Origin of the sequence: Bradyrhizobium sp. CCBAU 21365 (assembly GCF_015291305.1) — a bacterium.
Lineage (GTDB): Bacteria > Pseudomonadota > Alphaproteobacteria > Rhizobiales > Xanthobacteraceae > Bradyrhizobium > Bradyrhizobium elkanii.
This window is the reverse complement of the sequence record NZ_CP030036.1, coordinates 3,748,098-3,767,914: the sequence shown is the minus strand read 5'-3', so window position 1 is coordinate 3,767,914 and position 19,817 is coordinate 3,748,098. Positions and strand designations below refer to the sequence as shown.

The 19,817-nt window shown below is 65.4% G+C and carries 20 protein-coding genes; 6 read left to right on the top strand and 14 right to left on the bottom strand.

Translation table 11 applies throughout. The features are described from left to right. Positions 1–48 precede the first annotated feature (48 nt). The 5 genes from urtE to urtA form a co-directional block, all read right to left on the bottom strand. Entirely contained in the window at positions 49–738 is a 690-nt protein-coding gene (urtE, locus tag XI02_RS17115) for an urea ABC transporter ATP-binding subunit UrtE (protein ID WP_172648121.1), read from the bottom strand. 199 nt (positions 739–937) lie between these two features. Further along, positions 938–1,693 carry an urea ABC transporter ATP-binding protein UrtD gene (urtD, locus tag XI02_RS17110; RefSeq protein ID WP_172648122.1) on the bottom strand — a complete coding sequence of 252 codons (756 nt, stop codon included), beginning with the start codon at positions 1,691–1,693 and terminating at the stop codon, positions 938–940. Between the two features lie 12 nt (positions 1,694–1,705). Then, a complete protein-coding gene (gene urtC, locus XI02_RS17105; protein WP_016845694.1) occupies positions 1,706–2,842 on the bottom strand; it encodes an urea ABC transporter permease subunit UrtC in 1,137 nt (378 codons plus the stop codon). A gap of 17 nt (positions 2,843–2,859) precedes the next feature. Then, positions 2,860–3,786, bottom strand: a complete 927-nt coding sequence (urtB, locus tag XI02_RS17100) for an urea ABC transporter permease subunit UrtB (protein WP_026192568.1) — start codon at positions 3,784–3,786, stop codon at positions 2,860–2,862. 167 nt (positions 3,787–3,953) lie between these two features. Continuing rightward, positions 3,954–5,216: an urea ABC transporter substrate-binding protein gene (gene urtA, locus XI02_RS17095; protein WP_069278810.1), complete on the bottom strand. Its 1,263-nt coding sequence runs from the start codon at positions 5,214–5,216 to the stop codon at positions 3,954–3,956. Between the two features lie 168 nt (positions 5,217–5,384). Between urtA and XI02_RS17090 the strand changes: the two genes are divergently transcribed. Together XI02_RS17090 and XI02_RS17085 are read left to right on the top strand one after the other, a co-directional pair. Continuing rightward, entirely contained in the window at positions 5,385–8,753 is a 3,369-nt protein-coding gene (locus tag XI02_RS17090; RefSeq protein WP_172648123.1) for a hybrid sensor histidine kinase/response regulator, read from the top strand. Continuing rightward, on the top strand, positions 8,743–9,669 hold the full coding sequence (locus tag XI02_RS17085) for a response regulator (RefSeq protein ID WP_018270825.1): 927 nt from the start codon (positions 8,743–8,745) through the stop codon (positions 9,667–9,669). Before XI02_RS17090 ends, XI02_RS17085 begins: the two co-directional genes overlap by 11 nt. A gap of 53 nt (positions 9,670–9,722) precedes the next feature. Here XI02_RS17085 and XI02_RS17080 read toward each other — a convergent pair whose 3' ends face one another. Further along, positions 9,723–10,718, bottom strand: coding sequence for an AraC family transcriptional regulator (locus tag XI02_RS17080; RefSeq protein WP_018270824.1), 996 nt, complete (start codon positions 10,716–10,718; stop codon positions 9,723–9,725). 130 nt (positions 10,719–10,848) lie between these two features. On the opposite strand from XI02_RS17080, the gene XI02_RS17075 reads away from it, so the two are divergent. From XI02_RS17075 to XI02_RS17065, 3 genes are all read left to right on the top strand, one after another. Then, positions 10,849–11,385 carry a carboxymuconolactone decarboxylase family protein gene (locus XI02_RS17075; protein WP_016845688.1) on the top strand — a complete coding sequence of 179 codons (537 nt, stop codon included), beginning with the start codon at positions 10,849–10,851 and terminating at the stop codon, positions 11,383–11,385. 36 nt (positions 11,386–11,421) lie between these two features. Next, a complete protein-coding gene (locus tag XI02_RS17070; protein ID WP_026192565.1) occupies positions 11,422–11,928 on the top strand; it encodes a YkgB family protein in 507 nt (168 codons plus the stop codon). 344 nt (positions 11,929–12,272) lie between these two features. Beyond that, positions 12,273–12,464, top strand: coding sequence for a hypothetical protein (locus XI02_RS17065; protein WP_018270822.1), 192 nt, complete (start codon positions 12,273–12,275; stop codon positions 12,462–12,464). 36 nt (positions 12,465–12,500) lie between these two features. Here XI02_RS17065 and cobF read toward each other — a convergent pair whose 3' ends face one another. From cobF to XI02_RS17035, 6 genes are read right to left on the bottom strand one after another with little or no spacing between them, the layout of a single operon-like run. Beyond that, positions 12,501–13,250, bottom strand: a complete 750-nt coding sequence (gene cobF / locus XI02_RS17060; protein ID WP_026192564.1) for a precorrin-6A synthase (deacetylating) — start codon at positions 13,248–13,250, stop codon at positions 12,501–12,503. 7 nt (positions 13,251–13,257) lie between these two features. Next, positions 13,258–13,986 carry a uroporphyrinogen-III C-methyltransferase gene (cobA, locus tag XI02_RS17055; protein ID WP_018270820.1) on the bottom strand — a complete coding sequence of 243 codons (729 nt, stop codon included), beginning with the start codon at positions 13,984–13,986 and terminating at the stop codon, positions 13,258–13,260. Next, positions 13,983–15,293: a cobyrinate a,c-diamide synthase gene (locus XI02_RS17050; protein WP_172648124.1), complete on the bottom strand. Its 1,311-nt coding sequence runs from the start codon at positions 15,291–15,293 to the stop codon at positions 13,983–13,985. The genes cobA and XI02_RS17050 overlap by 4 nt, the downstream gene beginning before the upstream one ends. Continuing rightward, positions 15,290–16,087 carry a precorrin-4 C(11)-methyltransferase gene (gene cobM, locus XI02_RS17045; RefSeq protein ID WP_018270818.1) on the bottom strand — a complete coding sequence of 266 codons (798 nt, stop codon included), beginning with the start codon at positions 16,085–16,087 and terminating at the stop codon, positions 15,290–15,292. Before cobM ends, XI02_RS17050 begins: the two co-directional genes overlap by 4 nt. Continuing rightward, complete coding sequence (locus tag XI02_RS17040; RefSeq protein ID WP_026192563.1) at positions 16,084–16,452, bottom strand: cobalamin biosynthesis protein; 369 nt, start codon at positions 16,450–16,452, stop codon at positions 16,084–16,086. Before XI02_RS17040 ends, cobM begins: the two co-directional genes overlap by 4 nt. Beyond that, a complete protein-coding gene (locus XI02_RS17035) occupies positions 16,449–17,630 on the bottom strand; it encodes a bifunctional cobalt-precorrin-7 (C(5))-methyltransferase/cobalt-precorrin-6B (C(15))-methyltransferase (protein WP_018270817.1) in 1,182 nt (393 codons plus the stop codon). The genes XI02_RS17040 and XI02_RS17035 overlap by 4 nt, the downstream gene beginning before the upstream one ends. Here XI02_RS17035 and XI02_RS17030 point away from each other — a divergent pair. Continuing rightward, on the top strand, positions 17,629–18,378 hold the full coding sequence (locus XI02_RS17030; RefSeq protein ID WP_016845679.1) for a cobalt-precorrin-6A reductase: 750 nt from the start codon (positions 17,629–17,631) through the stop codon (positions 18,376–18,378). The genes XI02_RS17035 and XI02_RS17030 overlap by 2 nt on opposite strands. Here the strand turns inward: XI02_RS17030 and cobJ are convergent. Together cobJ and XI02_RS17020 are read right to left on the bottom strand one after the other, a co-directional pair. Beyond that, the gene (cobJ, locus tag XI02_RS17025; RefSeq protein ID WP_018270816.1) at positions 18,354–19,088 is read right to left on the bottom strand and encodes a precorrin-3B C(17)-methyltransferase; all 735 of its coding nucleotides are present in this window, start codon (positions 19,086–19,088) and stop codon (positions 18,354–18,356) included. The genes XI02_RS17030 and cobJ overlap by 25 nt on opposite strands. Further along, positions 19,085–19,816 carry a precorrin-2 C(20)-methyltransferase gene (locus tag XI02_RS17020; RefSeq protein ID WP_018270815.1) on the bottom strand — a complete coding sequence of 244 codons (732 nt, stop codon included), beginning with the start codon at positions 19,814–19,816 and terminating at the stop codon, positions 19,085–19,087. Before XI02_RS17020 ends, cobJ begins: the two co-directional genes overlap by 4 nt. Position 19,817 lies beyond the last annotated feature (1 nt).

The window sequence follows — 19,817 nt, the reverse complement described above, 5'->3', positions numbered from 1 at the left end:
CGTGATCTTGTCGGATAACCGCCTCACACCCTTCCGGATCACGCTCTGTTAGACGGACAAGTATTTCGAGATCTGTGCGGCATCGACGCCGGCGCGCGGATCGTCGCGGACGATCTCGCCGTTCTCGATGACGAGGACGCGGTCGGCGATGTCGAGCGCGAAGCTGAGAACCTGTTCGGAGACGACGATCGACAATCCCCGCTCATCGCGGATCCGCTTCAATGTGCGCGCCATGTCCTTGATGATCGACGGCTGGATGCCTTCGGTCGGCTCGTCAAGCAGCAGCACCTTGGGCTTGGTCGCCAGCGCGCGGGCGATCGCGAGCTGCTGCTGTTGTCCGCCCGAGAGATTGCCGCCGCGGCGGCCCTTCATCTCGAGCAGCACCGGGAACAATTCGTAGATATCGCCGGGCACCTCGGAACCGCCTGACACCACGAGCCCGGTCTCGATGTTCTCCTTCACCGTCATGGTGGAGAAGATCATGCGGCCTTGAGGGACGTAGGCGAGCCCCTTCGCCACCCGCTCATAGCTCTTCATCGCGCCGAGCTCGGTGCCGTCCATGGTCACCTTGCCGCTCTTGGCCGGCAGGATACCCATCAGCGATTTCATCAGCGTGGTCTTGCCCATGCCGTTGCGGCCCATGATCGCGACGATCTCGTTGGGCGCGACCGAGACGTTGAGGCCATGCAGCACTTCGCTCTGGCCATAGGCAACGTGAAGATCATTGATTGCCAGCATCGTCGCGCTCCTACCACCGGGGACTGTGCTTTACCTCTCCCCTTGTGGGAGAGGTCGGATCGCATCGCCCGATGCGATCCGGGTGAGGGGTTGCGCTCTTTCGTGGAACCTGAAGACCCTCACCCGGCGCTGCGCGCCGACCTCTCCCCGACGGGGAGAGGTGAACCGAGTTCGCGGCTCGACCTGTCATAGCCATGCGTCAGTGCCCCAAATAGACTTCAATGACCTTCGGATCGTTCTTGACGTGCTCCATCGTCCCCTCGGACAGGATCTGTCCCTGGTGCAGCACCGTGACCTTGTGCGCGATGTCCTCGACGAACTTCATGTCGTGCTCGATCACCAGGACCGAACGATCCTTGATGATGCGGTTGAGCAGCTCGGCGGTCTTGGCGCGCTCGGACACACTCATGCCGGCGACCGGCTCGTCGAGCATCAAGAGGTCCGGATCCTGGATCAGCAGCATACCGATCTCGAGCCACTGCTTCTGGCCGTGGCTGAGCTGGTCGGCATAGGTGTTGAGCCGGTCCTTCAGGAAGATCATCTCGGCGACCTCCTCGACCCGCTGCCTGACGGTGTCGTCGCGCTGGAAGGTCAGCGAGCCGAACACGGTGCGGCCGCGCGGGAAGGAAATCTCGAGGTTCTCGAACACGGTGAGATCCTCGAACACCGACGGCGTCTGGAACTTGCGCCCCACCCCGGCCTGCACGATCTCGTTCTCGCGCAGCCTGGTCAGCTCCTGGCCGCGGAACTGGATCGAGCCTGACGTCGCCCTGGTCTTGCCGCAGATCAGGTCGAGCACCGTGGTCTTGCCGGCGCCGTTCGGGCCGATGATGACGCGGATCTCGTTCTCCTCGACATAGAAGGAGAGATCGTTGACGGCCTTGAAGCCGTCAAAGGACACGGTGAGACCGGAGACCGCGAGCAGGAAGTCCTTGGGCTGATGGCCGACGAGCATGATGATCCCTCCTCACTCGGCCGGTGCGCCGTCGGCGATCAGGCCGGCCGCCGATTTCGATTTGCGTGATGCCAACAGGCGATCGATGCGCGGCTGGACGTGGTCCGCCCAGATGCCGGAGAGGCCGTTCGGGAAGGCGAGCACGACCGCGATAAACAGCGCGCCGAGGCCGAACAGCCAGAGCTGCGGGAAGGACTCCGAGAGGCTGGTCTTGGCGAAATTGACCAGCAGCGCGCCCCAGACTGCGCCGAAGATCGACATCCGGCCGCCGACCGCGGTGTAGATCACCATCTCGATCGACGGCACGATGCCGACGAAGGACGGCGACATGAATCCGACCTCGAGCGTGAACATGGCGCCGCCGATCGCAGCGAACACGGCCGCGGCACAGAACGCGAAGATCTTGAAGTTGGCGACGCTGTAACCGGAGAAGCGCACGCGATCCTCCTGCTCTCTCATCGCCACCAGGATGCGCCCGAGTTTTGTCAGACGGATGAACTGCGCTGCGCAGATGCAGCCGAACAACAATACCACCTCCACGAAATAGAGGATGTACTTGGCATGATCGGTCCGGATATCCCAGCCATGCAGCGTTCGCAGGTCGGTGATCCCGTTGATGCCGCCGGTGTAGCCCTGCTGGCCCACGATCAGGATGGTCATGATCGCGGCGATCGCCTGCGTGATGATCGCGAAATAGACGCCGCCGACCCGGCGCTTGAACATCGCAGCGCCGATGATGAAGGAGAAGATCGCCGGCACCAGGATGATCGCGATCAGCGCTACCGGGAAGCTGTGGAACGGCTTCCAGAAGAAAGGCAGCGAGGTGAGCTGGTTCCAATCCATGAAATCGGGGATGCCCGGCGTCGACTGGATCTTGGTGTTCGCGACCGAAGACGCCTCGAGCTTGAGGTACATCGCCATGCAGTAGCCGCCGAGGCCGAAGAACACGCCCTGCCCCAGGCTCAGGATGCCGCCATAGCCCCAGCACAGCACGAGGCCGATCCCGACGAAGGCATAGGTCAGATATTTGGCGACCAGGTTGAGGCGGAAGATATCGAGCGACAGCGGCAGGACGAGAAACAGCAGCACTGCGAGCGCAAGGAAGCCGAGCAGTTCGGAGCGATTGAAAAAGCGCGAGTTGATGATCATGACCAGCCTGCTTGTTCTTATTTGCGGACCTTGAGCGCGAAGAGCCCCTGCGGACGCACCATCAGGATGGCGACGATCGTCAGCAGCGTGATCACTTTGGCCATCGATCCCGACAGAAAGAATTCCAGCGTCGATTGGGTCTGCGAGATCGAGAAGGCGGAGGCGATGGTGCCGAACAGCGAAGCGGCGCCGCCGAACACGACGACCAGGAAGGTGTCGACGATGTAGAGCTGGCCGGCGGTCGGTCCGGTCGAGCCGATCATGGTGAAGGCCGAGCCCGCGATGCCGGCGATGCCGCAGCCGAGGCCAAAGGTGTAGCGATCGACCTTCTCGGTATTGATGCCGACGGCGCCCGCCATCACGCGGTTCTGCACCACGGCGCGCACCTGCTTGCCCCAGCTTGACCAGAACAGCACATAGGCGACCGCGATCGTGATCAGGATGGTCAATCCCATCACGAACATGCCGTTGATCGGGATCTGAATGGAGTCGGTCGCCTGCCAGGAGCCCATCATCCATTCCGGCAGTTCGACGCCGACCTCGCGCGCGCCGAAGATCGAGCGATAGGCCTGTTGCAGGATCAGGCTGAGACCCCAGGTCGCCAGCAGGGTGTCGAGCGGACGCTTGTAGAGATGGCGTATCAGCGCCCACTCGACCAGCATGCCGAGCGCGCCGGAGGCGATGAACGCCAGGATCATTGCGATGAAGAAGTAGCCGGGGAACAGCCAGGGCGCGACGTGCTGCACGGCGTTCGACGTCATCCAGGTGACGTAGGCGCCGAGGATCATGAACTCGCCATGGGCCATGTTGATGACGCCCATCTGGCCGAAGATGATGGCGAGTCCCAGCGCCATCAGCACGTAGACGGAGAACAGGATGAGCCCGGCAAATCCCTGCATCGCAAGGATGGCGCCGAGATCGCTGATCGAATAGTCGCCGAACATGATGTCCTCCAGTCCAAGGGGCACGCGCCGCCGGTCAAGCGACGCTCGTTCCGTGGCGTGGACGATGACGTCCACGCCACGATGCGTTGTGGAGCTTCGTAGCCCGGGTGAGCGGCAGCGATACCCGGGCGATCCCGCATATCGCTCCGCTCATGCGGGCTACTGGCTCACTGATAGCCCTTGGGGAACGGATCCGGCTCGACGAGATCGGCGGTCTCGTAGATCAGCTCATACTGGCCGTCGGCCTTGGCGCGCCCGACGCGGGTCTTCGACCAGAGGTGATGGTTCTCGTGGATCCGGACGTAACCTTCCGGCGCGCCCTTGAACTCGACGCCGGGCGACGCCGCCGCTACCTTGTCGATGTCGAAGGAGCCGGCCTTCTCCACCGTCAACTTCCACAGCCACGGACCGAGATAGGCAGCCTGCGTGACGTCGCCGATCACGGTCTTCTCGCCCCACATTTTCTTGAAGGCAGGCACGAAAGCCTTGTTATTCGGATTGTCGAGCGACTGGAAGTACTTCATGCAGGCATAAGCGCCGGCGATGTTCTCGCCGCCGATACCGTCGATCTCGTCCTCGGTGACCGAGATCGTGAGCAGCGTCTGCTTGGACAGGTCGATGCCGGCCGCCTTGAGCTGCTTGTAGAATGCGACGTTGGAGCCGCCGACGATGATCGCGTAGATCACGTCCGGCTTGGTCAGCTTGATCTTGTTGATGACCGAATTGAACTGGGTCGAGCCGAGCGGGAAGTATTCCTCGCCGACCACCTTACAGCCTTGCAGATGGTTCTCGATGTGCTTGCGCGCGATCTTGTTCGAGGTGCGCGGCCAGATGTAGTCCGAGCCGAGCAGGTAGAAGCTCTTGGCGCCCTTGGTCTTGTTGACCCAGTCGAGGCCGGCGATGATCTGCTGCGTCGCCTCCTGGCCAGTGTAGATGACGTTCTTGGACTGCTCGAGGCCTTCATAGAAGGTCGGGTAGTACAGCATGCCGTTGTACTGCTCGAACACCGGCAGCACCGCCTTGCGAGAGGCCGAGGTCCAGCAGCCCATCACTGCCGCGCATTTGTCGTTGACCAGCAGTTTCTTGGCCTTTTCCGCGAAGGTCGGCCAGTCGCTGGCGCCGTCCTCCTGGATGAACTTGATCTTGCGGCCGAGCACGCCGCCGGCGGCGTTGATCTGTTCGATCGCGAGCTTCTCGGCCTCGACCGACCCGGTCTCGGAGATCGCCATGGTGCCGGTCACGGAATGCAGGATGCCGACCGTGACTTCGCTATCAGTGACTGCAAGACCCGTGGTATTGACCGCAGAGGTTGCAGGGACGTCGGCAAATGCCGGACGGCCCAGCATCGACATGGCCGGCAAAGCGGCCATTCCCATCAAGAGCTTGCGGCGGAGCGGAGACGGCAGTCCTGGTTTTGTATCGTCTGACATGAGCACCCCATTGGTTCGAGAACGCTTATTGATGAGGCTAGGATTGCTCACTTTTGTGCAGCGCACTGATACGTGAGATCGCGTATACTGCACCGCAAAATAGCGACGTAGGTTTTTGGTACGGGATTTGCCCGCGATCAGAGCATCGTGGACCAGGAGTTCAAACGAGTGGCAGGGCGGCAGCGGATAGACCGCGTCAGGCGCCAATACAATCAATGGGTCGCCAACCAGACGCTGGAAGACTACGCGCTGCGCTTCACCGCCAAGAGCGCGCGGCGCTGGTCAGCCGCCCGGGTTGCCAACACCGCGCTCGGGGCGATCTCGTTCCTTGCGCTGGAGGCGATCGGCGGCACCATCACGCTGAACTACGGCGCAATGAATGCCTCCGCCGCGATCCTGGTCGTCAGCGTCATCATCTTCCTCTGCGGACTGCCGATCGCCTACCATGCCGCGAAAAGCGGTATCGACATCGATCTGCTCACCCGCGGCGCCGGCTTCGGCTATATCGGCTCGACCATCACGTCGCTGATCTACGCCTCCTTCACCTTCATCTTCTTCGCGATCGAGGCCGTGATCCTCGCCAGCGCGCTCGACATGTGCTTCGGCATCCCGCGGCCGATCGGCTATCTGATCAGCGCAGTCGTGATCATCCCGCTTGTCATCTACGGCATCACGCTGATCAGCCGCTTCCAGCTCTGGACCCAGCCGCTGTGGATCATCCTGCACATCATGCCGTTCGCGGCGATCGCCTGGGCCAATCCGCATTCGTTCACCGAGTGGCGCAAATTCGCCGGCGATCACGGCGATCCCGCAGGTAATCTCGATCTGCTGCTGTTCGGCACCGCAGCCTCCGTCGTGTTTGCGCTGGTGGCGCAGATCGGCGAGCAGGTCGACTTCCTGCGCTTTCTGCCGCGCGACCGCCGCACCTCGCGCAAGGCCTGGTGGATCGCGCTGCTGAGCGCCGGTCCGGGCTGGATCGTGCTCGGCGCGCTCAAGCTGCTGGCCGGCTCGTTCCTCGCCTTCTTCGCGCTCAGCCACGGCGTCTCGGCCGAGCACGCCGCCGAGCCCGCCAACATGTACCTCGAGGCGTTCCGCTACGTGCTGTCGCAGCCGGATCTGGCGATGGCGCTGACCGGGACATTCGTGATCCTGTCGCAGGTCAAGATCAACGTCACCAACGCCTATGCCGGCTCGATCGCCTGGTCGAACTTCTTTTCCCGCCTCACCCACTCGCATCCCGGCCGCGTGGTGTGGCTGGTGTTCAACGTCGTCGTCGCGCTGCTGCTGATGGAGATCGGCGTCTACAAGGCGCTGGAGCAGACGCTCGCGCTCTACTCCAACGTCGCGATCGCCTGGGTCGGCGCGCTGGTGGCCGATCTCGTCATCAACAAGCCGCTCGGCTTGCGGCCGCAGCACATCGAGTTCAAGCGCGCCCATCTCTGCGATATCAATCCGGTCGGCGTCGGCGCGATGACGATCGCGACCGTGGTCTCGATCAGCGCGTTCTACGGCCTGTTCGGCCCGACCGCGAAGGCGCTGTCCGCCTTCGTGGCGCTTGCGGTCGCGTTCGTCACGGCTCCCCTGATCGCCTGGGCCACCGACGGCAAGTACTACATCGCCCGCAAGCCGAAGCGGAGCTGGCAGAACATCGAGTCGATCCAGTGCTGCATCTGCGAGCATGCGTTCGAGCCCGAGGACATGGCTTCCTGCCCCGCTTATGCCGGCCCGATCTGCTCGCTGTGCTGCTCGCTCGACGCACGTTGCCATGACCTCTGCAAGCCGCATGGCCGGATCGGCTCACAGGTCGCGGACGCGCTGGGCAAGGTGATGCCGCAGCCGATCTACGCTCGCATCAACTCGCAGCTCGGGCATTACCTCGGCGTGTTCGCGGTCTCGGCCGGCCTCGTGGCGCTGGTGCTCGGCCTGATCTACCTGCAGACCACGGCCGCGGTGCATGCCAACGAATTGCTCGCCGACGTGCTCTGGAAGGTGTTTTTTGCGCTGACCCTCATCATCGGCGTCGTCGCCTGGCTGTTCGTGCTGGCGCAACAGAGCCGGCGCGCCGCGGAAGCGGAAACACGCCGGCAGACCACGCTGCTGATCCAGGAAATCGACGCCCACAAGCGCACCGATGCCGAACTGCAGCGCGCCAAGGAGGTCGCGGAGTCAGCCAATCTCGCCAAGAGCCGATACGTCGTGGGCCTCAGTCACGAACTTCGTTCGCCACTGAATGCGATCTCCGGCTACGCGCAGCTATTGGAGCAGGACGACAGCCTCCAGGTGCGGCCGCGCGAGCAGGTGCGCGTCGTCCGCCGCAGCGCCGATCATCTCTCGGGCCTGATCGACGGCATCCTCGATATCTCCAAGATCGAGGCCGGCCGTCTCTACCTGTCGCGCGACGAGGTTCGGCTGAACGATTTCCTCGAGCAGCTGGTCGGCATGTTCCGCCTGCAGGCGGCAGCAAAGGGCATCGACTTCGTGTTCAAACGGCCGGCCGTGCTGCCGGTCGTGGTCTATGCCGACGAGAAGCGGCTGCGGCAGATCCTGATCAACCTGCTGTCGAACGCGATCAAGTTCACGCAATCCGGCCAGGTGCAGTTCGTGGTGCATTACCGCAGCCCGGTCGCCGAGTTCGAGGTGATCGATACCGGGCCGGGCATCCAGCCCGACGATCTCGAACGGATCTTCGCCCCGTTCGAGCGCGGCGCGCTTGGCGTCACCCAGCCGCAGACCGGCACCGGGCTCGGGCTCACCATCAGCCGCCTGCTCGCGGGTGTGATGGGCGGCGACATCAAGGTTTTGAGCACGGTCGGCACCGGCAGCACGTTCCGCGTCAAGCTGCTGCTGTCGGAGGTCACCAATCCACGCCGCGATGCGCCGGTCGATGCTCCCGTGTACGGCTATCACGGTCCGCGCAAGACCATCCTGATCACCGACGACGACCCGACCCACCGCGACCTGTTGCGCGAGATCCTGACGCCGCTCGGCTTCATCCTGCTCAGCGCGCCGGACGGGCCAGGCTGTCTTGCCCTCGCGCAGCATTGCCGGCCGGACCTGTTCCTGCTCGATATCTCGATGGCGGGCATGGACGGCTGGACGGTCGCCGAAACCTTGCGCTCCGAAGGTCATCACCAGGCACGCATCCTGATGATCTCGGCCAGCGCGCTCGAGGCCCATGGCGCGCCGCTGGCGCAACCGTTCCACGACGGCTACCTGATGAAGCCGATCGACATTCCGCGGCTGCTCGAAACCATCCGCCAGTTGCTCAAGATCGAGTGGCAGTATGAGGCCGAGCCGGCCCCGCCTCCGCAATGGAAGCCCGAGAGTGGTTCGCGGCCGCCGGTGAAATATGTCGAAGAGCTGATCAGCCTCGGCCAGCTTGGCTATGTCAGGGCGATTCAGCTCAAGCTCGACGAGATCGGCAATGAGTGTCCCGAACATGCCGATTTCGTCGGCCAGATGCGCACGCTGATCGACCGGTTCGATCTCGATCAATATATGGCGACGTTGAAGACATTGCACAGCTATGACCATTGAACAGAAGAAGCGCGACGTTGCGCTCGTCGTCGACGACTCGCCCGAGACGTTGCGCCTGCTGACCGACGCGCTCGACGGCGCCGGCATGACCGTGATGGTGGCGCTCGACGGCGCCTCGGCGATGCGCATCGTCGACCAGATCACGCCCGATATCGTGCTGCTCGATGCCGTGATGCCCGGCATGGACGGTTTCGAGACCTGCCGGCGGCTGAAGCGCGACGCAGGGCTCGACGGCGTGCCGATCATCTTCATGACGGGCCTCGCCGAAACCGAGCACATCGTGCGCGGGCTGGAGGCCGGCGGCGTCGACTATGTGACGAAGCCGATCGTGGTCGAGGAGATGCTGGCGCGCATCCGGGTCCATCTCGCCAATGCGCGGATGACGCAGAGTGCCCGCGCGGCGCTCGACGTCTCCGGCCGCTATCTGCTCGCCGTGAACAGCGCCGGCGCGCTGCTGTGGGCGACGCCGCAGGCACAGCGACTGCTGTCGGATACGCTCGCCGACGCCGCCGACAATTTCGCGCTGCCGGACCCGATGCCGCAATGGCTCGAGCAGGCGCAGAAGGGCGGCACAGGAAAGAAGACAGCGACCGTGGCGTCATTCCCCGGCAACGAGCAGCTTCGGCTGCAATATATGGGCAAGCTCGGGCCCGATGAATTCCTATTACGGCTTGCCAAGGACACCAGCGGCGACATGCCGGCCGAGTTCTCCAGCGAGCTCGGCCTGACCACCCGCGAGGGCGAGGTGCTGTCCTGGCTCTCCAAGGGCAAGACCAACCGCGACATCGCGCAGATCCTCGGCCTCAGCCCGCGCACCGTCGACAAGCACCTCGAGCAGATCTACGCCAAGCTCGGGGTCGAGAACCGCACCGCCGCCGCCGCGATCGCGGTCGACGCAAGGCATCGCAAGTCTTGATCGAACGCACGCTGCGCCCCGCGCACCGAAACGTGCGCAAGGCGCGGGGGACGCTACGCACCCACGGTCGGCGAACTGCCATTCCGATCAGCCGGTGCAGCAGATCCCAGCGACACCTCCTGTTCCGGCGGCCGCGTCTTTCGCCACTGCGCCGGCGTCACGCCCATGTGGCTCTTGAAGGCGCGCTGAAAGGCGGCCTCCGATTGATACCCGACCATCTCTGCCACGGCGCCGGTCGAAAGCGATGATCCCTTCAATTCGTTCGCCGCAAGCGTCATCCTGATATCGGTGAGCAGATCGCTGGCCGATCGCCCGAGCTTGTCCTGGAACTGGCGCGCCAGCGTGGCGCGCGACATGTTGCAGAGCCGTGCGAGCTCCGGCAGCGACCACGCGCGCGCGGGCTCCTTGAACATGGCGGCCACGGCCGGCGCGAGCCTGGGATCACCGGCCAGAGCGAGAAGTCCCCGCGACGTTGCATCGGTCTCGCTCGCAAGCCGCAGCACAAGCGCGAACATTGCCGTGGACAGCGCATTCAGCATGGCGAGGCCGCCCAGATGATCGTCGGCCGTTTCGCTGCGCATCAGCGACACGAGCCCGGCGAGCTGCGCAGCCGTTCCCTTTCCCGCACGCGTGCCGGCATGCACGACAAGACGCGGCGGGAGATAATTGCGCAACAGACGGTCGTGTGGGGGTGCAATCGCGAAGTGCCCGCACAACAGGTCAAGCCGTTCGTCCGATCCGAGGTTTTCGCTGATCGTGAAATTCTCCGCCGCCCGGTTGCGCGCCGGCAGCGGTGTTGCCCCGCTTCCGTCGTGCATCACGTGTCGCGGGTTGCCGGGAAGCAGGAGGATGTCGCCGGGCTTCAGCAGCAACGGCTGTCCGCCCGCGGCGTCGTCCAGGATCGCCGAGCCGGCAAGCACCGCATGATAGGGGATCTCGTTGGTCACACCCGGTCCCTGCTCGATACGCCAGGGCACGCTGTAGCTGCAGCGCAGGTCGAGCCGCCCGCGCACCGGCATCATCTCGAACAGCCGGCTGAGCCAATCCATGGCCAATCCCCCTGACGCAGCACATGAGACGATCGAGCATATAAACGAGTAAGATGAACATTCAATGTCTCAAACCTCGATCCTATTGTCACTCCGTAATCGTTCACCACCCCGAACAAGGAGTGCCACCATGTCTCGTCTCTCAACCCCCAACCTCGAAGCCGATACCGGCCCGTCCGGCCAGATCTACGCCCAGATCAAGAAGGCGATCGGCGCCGTCCCGAACACCTACGCGGCAATTGCGGCCCACGGTCCGGCCGCGCTCAAGTCGATCCTCGCGGCCGATGCCGTGCTGACTGGCGGCAGCCTGCCCCGGCGCGATCTGGAGGTCGTGAAGCTCGTGATCAGCGCCGCCGGCGGCTGCGACTATTGTGTCGCCGCGCACTCGCATCTCGCCAGGCTCGCCGGCGTGAATGCGGATGTGCTCAAGCAGATCCGCGACGGCGCGCCGACCGGTGATGCCAAGCGCGATGCGCTCGTGCATTTCGTGCGCAAGCTCGCGCAGTCGAGCGGCACCGTCAGCGACGAGGATTTCGCCGCGATCAAGTCCGCCGGCTACAGCGACGCGCAGCTGGTCGAGATCAGCCTGGCGTTTGCGACCACAGTCTTCACCAACGTCTTCAACCGCATCAACGACACCGACATCGACTTCCCGGCAGTCGCGTGAAGCGACCGGGCGATGTCACGCGAAAGGATCACGCCCATGACCACGCTTGCCAATACCACACACAATCCGCTTGCCCGCGCGCTCGACAGGTCCGGCCTGCTGGCGGAGGATCTCGACTATCACATCGTCCGAGCCGCGATGGTGATCATGTTCCTGTTCTTCGGTTACCAGAAGTGGTTTCCGTACGAATTCGAACGGCTGGTCCCGTTCATCAGCAACGGGCCGCTGATCTGGTGGCTCTATCCAGCGTTCGGCCATGCCGGCGCCAGCTATTTCCTTGGCGCCTCGGAATGGACGTTCGGTTCGCTGCTGCTCGCGGGCTTCTGGGACAAGCGGCTTGGCGTGCTCGGCGCCCTCGGCTCGACCGGAACCTTCATCGCGACAGTCACCATCATTCCGTTCATGCCTGATGGTTGGGACGCTGCCGCCGGTGGCTTCCCCGCGATGACCGGCAATGTGCCGTTCCTGATGAAGGACGTCGTTCTGCTCGCCGTCTCGCTCTACCTGCTGCGCCAGGACGTGGTCCGTCTGATCAGGCAATAGCTGATCGTGATTGATCGCCGGTGGGCCTCGGGCGCACCGGCGATCGCGCATGGGACCGAGCAGACGCAGCATCTCTCGAACACAGCGACATGGCAGTCACTGTTGTTGCGGGGGTCCGGCAGCCCTTGCTCTTTAAGGCCGAGCCATAACCCATTGCCGAACTTGCACAATGCGTTGGAATCGGCCCCCCGCTCCGCGCGATCGGCTGCGCGGCCGCCCGCTCGACGACGACGCACCGCGCTTCCATGCATGCACGAATGATCCCTGGCTCTCCGGCCATGAACATAGTTCCGCCGCGCGGTCTGCGCTAAGAAGGAACGCCGGTGTTGTTCTGGGGTGAGTTGATGAAGAAGGACGACGTCACATGCCCGCGTTGCGGGGCCGGATTCCGACGCCTTGAGCTGGCGTCCGGATCTGGAAGCAAGGGCGAGTATCGCTGCCCGGTCTGCGAGACGACCCTCGAGCATTTCGATGGCGACAGGCTCGTCGCCTACCGCCTGACCATCCAACCTTCGATTCGCGGATTGAAGACCTAGCAGCCATCTGCACAGAATGCCGGAGCAAAATCCGGATCACGATTTCCGCTTCAGGACATAGCTGTCCATGATCCAGCCGTGCCGCTGACGTGCCTCTCGTCGCGCGGCGACGATGCGAGGGCCGACCTCCGCCAGCTCGCCCGCCATGACGATCTGATCGGGCATGCCGAGATAGGCGCCCCACCAGATTTGCAGCCCGGCAGCATCCAGGGTCTGGAAGGCGGCGCCGCCGTCGAGCATCACGACCACGGTGTCGACGCCTGGCGGCCAGCCAGCCTCGCGCAGCCGTCGGCCGGTCGTCACGAGGAACGGCTCGCCGATCTCATTGAGCGGCAGCGCATGTGCCGCGCACAGCGCCTGGATCGACGTGATGCCCGGGATCACCTCGATCGATGGCAACGGATCGAGCCGCCGCGCAATCCGCAGGCTCGAATCGTAGAGCGAGGGATCGCCCCAGATCAGCAGGGCGACCCGTCCCTCCCCGCCGAGGTTGCGCGCGATTTCCTGCGACCAGGACGCGGCGATCGCATCATGCCAATCGTCCACACCCTTGCGATAATCCTCTTCACCGGCGTCACGCACCGGCAGGTCGAACTCGGCAATGCGTGTGCGGTCATTGCTCAACGCGTCCGCGCAGATGGTGCGACGCAACTCGGCGAGATCCGACTTCGCAGTCCCCTTGCGCGGGATCAGGATCAGGTCGGCGGCATTGATGGCGGCGGTCGCAGCAAAAGTGAGCTGCCGGGGATCACCACAACCGATGCCGATCAGGGACAGCGTCAACATGGCCGCGTCACCCTCGTTCCGGCGCCAGCGCACCGAACAGGATCACGGCAGCCGCCGTGGCCGCGCCGGCTTGCGCGAGCTGTTCGGCCAGCGCTGCGACCGTGGTGCGAAGCAGCCGTTCGTCGGCGTGGCCGAGCGATTCCGCCAGCAGCGCGGGCGTGTCGGACGCGAGGCCGTGCGCGATCAGCTTTGCGGCCAATGCCGGGAAGGTCCGCCGCCCCATATAGACGACGGTGGTCGCTTCCGGATCGGCCAGCGCCGCCCAGTTCAGGTCCGCGGGCAATTCGCCCGTCACATCGGCGCCGGTGACGAACTGGACCCGGCGCGAGGTCAGTCGTCGCGTCAGCGGAATGCCGGCCTGCGCGGCGGCAACCGAGGCCGAGGTCACGCCGGGAATGATCTCGTAGCCGATGCCGGCCGCGCGCAGCGCTTCGATCTCCTCCTCGAGCCGTCCAAAAATGCCGGCGTCGCCGGATTTCAGCCGCACCACCCGCACGCCGGCGGCAGCATAATCGACCAGCAGCCGGCTGACATGGTGCTGCTTCGCCGACAGGCGGCCGGCGCGCTTGCCGACCGCGACGAGATTGGCGCCGGCGCGCGCGAGATCGAGAATCGCGCCCGAGGCAAGATCGTCATAGAGCACCACATCGGCCTCGCGCAGCCGCGCGGTGCCTTTCACCGTCAGGAGTTCGGGATCGCCCGGACCGGCCGAGACGAAGGATACGAATCCGCTCACCGGTCCTCCGCAATCAGATGGAAGAATGTTCCCGTCGCACAGCCGCGCCGCGATCCGGTTTCTGCAACGATCGCGCCGGTCGCATCACGCACCACCGCGAGCGGCGTATCGGGCTGCGCGATGATCGTCGAATAGTGAAACTCGTGGCCGCGCAGGCGTGCGCCCGGGCCGCGGCCGGGCATCGGTGCGGCAAGCTCGGCGAGCCGGTAGCCCAGATGCATGCGGCGCTTGGCATAGCTCGTCTCGAGGCCGAGCAAGCCTGCCATCTCATGGCGCACGCCGTCGGCATCGGTCAACGCGGCGCCCAGCACCATGTAGCCCCCGCATTCGCCATGCACCGGCCGCGTTTCGGTGAAGGCGCGGAGCTGCGCAAGAAATCGTCTGTTGGCCGCAAGCCGGCCGGCATGCAGTTCGGGATAACCGCCGGGCAGCCAGCACACATCGGCGTCCGGATCGGGGCCTTCGTCGGCAAGCGGCGAGAACGGCACGATCTCTGCGCCGGCCGCGCGCCAGGCTTCCAGCATATGCGGGTAGACAAAGGAGAACGCCGCGTCGCGTGCCAGCGCGATGCGCTGACCGGGCGGCGTGATGTCCAGGCTGCGCACGGCGGATCGCGGCGACCAAACGCGCGCCGATCGCAGCACGGCGTCGAGATCGACATGCTCGGCGACGAAGCGTGCGGCTTCGTCAATCAGACCGTCAATTTGAGCCTGCTCTTCGGCCTGTACCAGGCCGAGGTGACGCTTCGGCAAGGCGATCTCGGCGTGGCGCGGCAGCGCCCCCAATACCGGAACGCCCGCGCCCGCCATGGCATTGCGCACCAGGGCTTCATGCCGTGCGCTCGCGACGCGATTGAGGACGACGCCGGCAAGCCGTACGCCGGCGCGAAAATCACGCAATCCCGCCGCGACCGCCGCCGCCGTCTGCGCCTGACCGGAGGGATCGATCACCAGCAGCACCGGCCACTCCATCATCTCGGCAATGTCGGCGGTGGCGCCGGTCCCCGAGACGCCACGTGCGGCGACGCCGTCGAACAGTCCCATCGAGCCTTCCGCCAGCACGAGATCGGCATCCGCGCCGCGGCCTGCCAAATGTGCGATGGCTTCGCGCGCCATCGCCCAGCTGTCGATGTTGACCGACGCGCGTCCCGTGGCGACCGCGTGAAAGGCGGGATCGATGTAATCAGGCCCGCTCTTGAGGCATTGCACCCTCACGCCGCGATTGCGATAGGCGCGCGCCAACGCCAGCGTTAGCGTCGTCTTGCCGACACCGGATGCCGGCGCAGAGATGACGAGCCCCGCGGTCATTGCGATGATTCCGGCGACGATTCCGGAAAGCGCGGCGCCGCCCCAACCGGACGGTAGCGGCGGTCGTAGTCGGCTGCATAGAGCCGGCTCTCGGCGAACTCGTCCGCCCCGAGCGTCTTGCCGACCAGAATGAGCGCAGTGCGTTCGAGCTCGGGGCCGACGGCGGTATCGAGCGTCGCGAGCGTGGCGCGCACGATGCGCTGGTCCGGCCAGCTCGCGCGCCAGACGATCGCAACCGGGCAATCCGCGCCGTAGTGCGGCGTGAGCTCGGCCATGACCTTGTCGAGCAGATGGATCGAAAGATGGATCGCCAGCACCGCGCCGGTCGCGGCAAACGCTGCGAGTGTCTCGCCATCAGGCATCGCGCTCGCCCGGCCCGGCGTGCGCGTCAGCACCACCGATTGCGCAAGGCCCGGCAGCGTAAGCTCGGCCTCCAGCGCCGCCGCGGCCGCCGAGAAAGCCGGCACCCCGGGCGTGACCGAATACGGAATCTGCAACGCGAGCAGCCGGCGCAGTTGCTCGCCCATCGCCGACCAGATCGAGAGATCGCCCGAATGCAGCCGCGCGACGTCCTTGCCCTCCGCATGCGCGGCAGCGATCTCGGCGATGATCTCGTCGAGCGAGAGCGGCGCGGTGTTGACGATGCGCGCATCCGGCGGGCAATGCGCCAACACACCTGCTGGCACCAGCGATCCGGCATAGAGACAAACCGGGCAAGAGGCGATCAGATCGCGCCCGCGCAGGGTCAGGAGATCGCCAGCACCGGGTCCTGCGCCGATGAAATGCACCGTCATTCGCCGTCTCCTTCCGCGATCGCCGCAATGGCCATCCGATCCTGTGACGCGGCCCTGGCCGAGATCAGGCGCGCACCGCGCCCCGCCGCAGCGATCGCCGCAGCTTCGGCGACCGAGCCCGTTCCGAACCTCGCCTTGATGAACCCGGATTGCGTTGCAGTCTTTATCTCAGCCAGGATCCCGGCGGGAATGCTCCGGACCGGCAACCCCAGTTCCCGCGCCAAGTCTCTCAATGCCGCCGCATCGGCCTTGTCACTCACCGTTGCAATTGCCGCAAGGCCGTCGGAACCGCCGGCCGCGTCGAGTGCGTCGCGCAAGGATGCGACGCCGGCATCGCGCCTGAATCCGAGACCAGCGACCTTCATCGGAGCGCGCTCCATTGCACGATCGGCCGCGCGGCCTTCCAGGCGCGGTACCGCCCCAACGGCTCGGCCTGCGCGACTTCGAGGCGCATCAACTCGCCGCCATGACGCTGGTGCAGATCGGAGAGCAGCGCCTCGGTCTCCAGGGTTACCGCATGCGCAACCAACCGCGTTCCCGGCGCGATCCGCGACCAGATCGCTTCGAACCTTGCGGCATCGAGACCGCCACCGATGAACACGGCATCGGGGGCTTCGAGGCCCGATAAGATGCCGGGCGCCTCGCCCTCGATGACGGAGATGCGGTGTGTCAAGCCGAAGCTCGCCGCGTTGCTTCGGATGTTGGCGGCGCGTTCGCTGCGGGCTTCGACAGCGATCGCCGTCCCACCACACAGCGCCCATTCGATCGAGATCGAGCCCGAGCCCGCGCCGACATCCCACAGCCGCTCACCGGGCCGCGGCGCAAGCGCCGACAGCGCAAGCGCGCGGACCGGCCGCTTTGTCAGTTGCCCGTCATGCACAAAGAGCGCATCGGCAAGACCCGAGCTGCGTGCGATCCCTTGTCCTCCCTTCGCCTCCAGCGCAACCGTGACGAGGCTGTCGCCCGACTCCTCCAAATAATTGTCGGCGCGATGCTGCGTGATGGATTCACGCGGTCCGCCAAGCGCAGCAAGCGTCCATATTGCCGACGCCCCCCAACCACGCTCCGTCAGCCAGCGCGCGAGATCGGACGCCGCCTTGCCGTCGCGCAGCAGGCATATGATCCGTGCATCGCGCGCTAAATGCGCTAACAGCCGTTCGAACGGTGCGGCATGAAGACCGAGACAGACAGCATGCTCGATACGCCAGCCCAAACGAGCGGCAGCCAGTGAGAACGTCGACGGTGCGGAGTACGCGACCCATTCACCGGGCCGTAGCTTCTCGACAAGGCTTCCGCCGGCGCCATGCCAGAACGGATCGCCGGACGCGAGCACCACCGTCGGACGACCCCGGCTTTCAAGCACGATGTTGGCATCGAACGGCACCGGCCAGGCACGGCCGCGGTCGGCGATGCCGGCGAGCGCGAGGTGCCGCTCGCCGCCGAAAACCGTTTCGGCTTCGGAAAGCGCCTTTCGGCTTGCGTCGGAGAGGCCGGCAAGGCCATCTTCGCCGATACCGATGATGGTCAACCAGGGATTACCCATGATGCGCGCCCTGATCCTGGGCGGAACGGCCGACGCCAATTTGCTTGCCGTTGCGATCGCTCGCGCGGGCATCGACGCGGTCTATTCCTACGGCGGCCGCACCCGCGCGCCGGCCGACCAGCCCTTGCCGGTCCGCAGCGGCGGTTTCGGCGGCGTCAGCGGTCTTGCCGATTATCTGCGTCGCGAAGCCATCACGCATGTGATCGATGCGACGCATCCTTTCGCGGCCGAGATGAGCCGCAACGCGATCGCTGCATGTGCGCAGACCGCAACGCCGCTGGTCGCGCTCGAACGCGCGCCCTGGGACAAAGCCTCCGGCGATCGCTGGATCGAGGTCGCGGACGTCGTCTCCGCGGCCACGGCGTTGCAGGACAACCCCGCCCGCGTATTCCTCGCGATCGGCCGCCAGCACATCGCGCCGTTCGGCGCACGGCCGCAGCATGCCTATACGTTGCGTTTCGTCGACCCGCCCGACGAAACGCTGTCGTTGCCCAACGCGGACGTCATCGTATCGCGCGGCCCCTTCACGCTCGAGGGCGAACTCGCGATGATGCGCGCGCGCGCGATCGAGTGGATCGTCGCCCGCAACTCCGGCGGAACCGGCGCGCGCGCCAAGATCGACGCCGCCCGCGTGCTCGGCCTTCCCGTGATCATGATCACACGGCCGTCTCTGCCCGACAGACCGCGGGTGGAAAGCGTGCGCGGCGTGATGCAATGGCTCGGTCATCGGACCTGCCTCGGCGCATAGACCCAGCGGCCGACCCGCCGTGTCGCCGAATTGCCGACGATCACGAGCGTCCGCATGTCGGCCATCTCCGGCCGCGCGTCGCGCAGTTCGACCGTCACGATCCGCTGCTCGGGCGTGCTGACGGCGCGCGCGAACACCACGATGCGCTCGTCGCAGCCCGCCTCGCGCAAGATTTCGAGCGCGCACCCAAAACCTTCCGGCCGGCTGGCCGAGCGCGGATTGTACATCGCGATCGCGAAGTCCGCCTCGGCCGCAAGCCGCAGGCGTTTCTCGATCAGCGGCCATGGCTTGAGATTGTCGGAGAGGTTGATCGCACAGAAATCATGACCGAGCGGCGCACCGGCGCTTGCCGCCGCCGCCAGCATCGCCGTCACGCCGGGCAGAACGCGGATCGGCAGGTCGTGCCATTGCGGCGCGTCCTCGAGCGCTTCGAACACGGCGGATGCCATCGCGAACACGCCGGGATCGCCCGAGGACACCACGACGACGTGGCCCCCTTCCGACGCGAGCCGCAGCGCGTCGGCGGCGCGCTGCAACTCCACGCGATTGTCCGAGGAGTGCAGCGTGAGCCCGGCGCGCGGCGGTACGCGCGTCACATAGGGCGCATAGCCGACGATGTCGGTCGCAGCCGCGAGCGCAGCAGAGACCTCCGGCGTGATCAGCGCCTCATCGCCCGGTCCGAGCCCCGCGATGGTCAGCGTGCCGGTCATTGCGCGGCCTCCCTGCGCCGCCCCTGCCCATGCACCAGCACGATCGCAAAATACGGACACTCGGCCTCGCCGATATCCGCAAGCCGGGCGACGCGCTGATCCGGCATGGTGCCGCGTTCGACGAGCCACGCATCATCGAGGCGCCCCGCGGAAGCCAGCGCGCGGCGGATCTTCGGAAGATTGCGACCGGTCTTCATCACGACCAGCGCGTCGGAGCTGCGCATCCGCTCGGCGAGTTCCGGCTCCGGCAGCGTCCCCATCAGAACAGTCGTCACATCGTCGGCCAGCGCAATCGGCTGGCCCACCGAATTCCAGCAGCCGACCATGCCGGGAATGCCGGCGATCACCTCGATCTCGACACGTCCCTGCAGCCGCGCATGCAGATGCATGAACGAGCCATAGAAATAGGGATCGCCCTCGCAGAGCACGACGATGTCGATCGCGCGCGCAAATCGCGCCAGGCGCTCGGCCCATTCGTCATAGAAGTCAGCCAGCAGCCGCGCGTAGTCCGGACTATCGAACGCGATTTCCGTGGTGACCGGATATTCCATCGGATATTCGCTGACGTCAGCGGCGAGCAAGCCTTCGACGATGCGGCGCGCCTGCCCCGGCTGCCCTTTTTTGCGGAAATAGGCGACATGCTTCGCGGCACGCACCATGCGGCCAGCGCGCACGCTCATCAGATCCGGATCGCCTGGGCCGAGGCCGCAGCAGATGATACGTCCCATC

Excerpts from the sequence above, each read along its gene's own strand:
- XI02_RS17050 (WP_172648124.1), bottom strand. The coding sequence starts at position 15,293 with ATGACCGCGGGGCTCGTCATCTCTGCGCCGGCATCCGGTGTCGGCAAG.
- urtD (WP_172648122.1), bottom strand. The coding sequence starts at position 1,693 with ATGCTCGTCGGCCATCAGCCCAAGGACTTCCTGCTCGCGGTCTCCGGT.
- XI02_RS17040 (WP_026192563.1), bottom strand. The coding sequence starts at position 16,452 with ATGAAGGTCGCTGGTCTCGGATTCAGGCGCGATGCCGGCGTCGCATCC.
- cobJ (WP_018270816.1), bottom strand. The coding sequence starts at position 19,088 with ATGACCGGCACGCTGACCATCGCGGGGCTCGGACCGGGCGATGAGGCG.
- XI02_RS17030 (WP_016845679.1), top strand. The coding sequence starts at position 17,629 with ATGATGCGCGCCCTGATCCTGGGCGGAACGGCCGACGCCAATTTGCTT.
- XI02_RS17020 (WP_018270815.1), bottom strand. The coding sequence starts at position 19,816 with ATGGGACGTATCATCTGCTGCGGCCTCGGCCCAGGCGATCCGGATCTG.
- XI02_RS17070 (WP_026192565.1), top strand. The coding sequence starts at position 11,422 with ATGACCACGCTTGCCAATACCACACACAATCCGCTTGCCCGCGCGCTC.
- urtB (WP_026192568.1), bottom strand. The coding sequence starts at position 3,786 with ATGTTCGGCGACTATTCGATCAGCGATCTCGGCGCCATCCTTGCGATG.
- XI02_RS17065 (WP_018270822.1), top strand. The coding sequence starts at position 12,273 with ATGAAGAAGGACGACGTCACATGCCCGCGTTGCGGGGCCGGATTCCGA.
- XI02_RS17085 (WP_018270825.1), top strand. The coding sequence starts at position 8,743 with ATGACCATTGAACAGAAGAAGCGCGACGTTGCGCTCGTCGTCGACGAC.
- cobM (WP_018270818.1), bottom strand. The coding sequence starts at position 16,087 with ATGACGGTGCATTTCATCGGCGCAGGACCCGGTGCTGGCGATCTCCTG.
- cobF (WP_026192564.1), bottom strand. The coding sequence starts at position 13,250 with ATGTTGACGCTGTCCCTGATCGGCATCGGTTGTGGTGATCCCCGGCAG.
- urtA (WP_069278810.1), bottom strand. The coding sequence starts at position 5,216 with ATGTCAGACGATACAAAACCAGGACTGCCGTCTCCGCTCCGCCGCAAG.
- XI02_RS17035 (WP_018270817.1), bottom strand. The coding sequence starts at position 17,630 with ATGGGTAATCCCTGGTTGACCATCATCGGTATCGGCGAAGATGGCCTT.
- urtE (WP_172648121.1), bottom strand. The coding sequence starts at position 738 with ATGCTGGCAATCAATGATCTTCACGTTGCCTATGGCCAGAGCGAAGTG.
- urtC (WP_016845694.1), bottom strand. The coding sequence starts at position 2,842 with ATGATCATCAACTCGCGCTTTTTCAATCGCTCCGAACTGCTCGGCTTC.
- XI02_RS17075 (WP_016845688.1), top strand. The coding sequence starts at position 10,849 with ATGTCTCGTCTCTCAACCCCCAACCTCGAAGCCGATACCGGCCCGTCC.
- XI02_RS17080 (WP_018270824.1), bottom strand. The coding sequence starts at position 10,718 with ATGGATTGGCTCAGCCGGCTGTTCGAGATGATGCCGGTGCGCGGGCGG.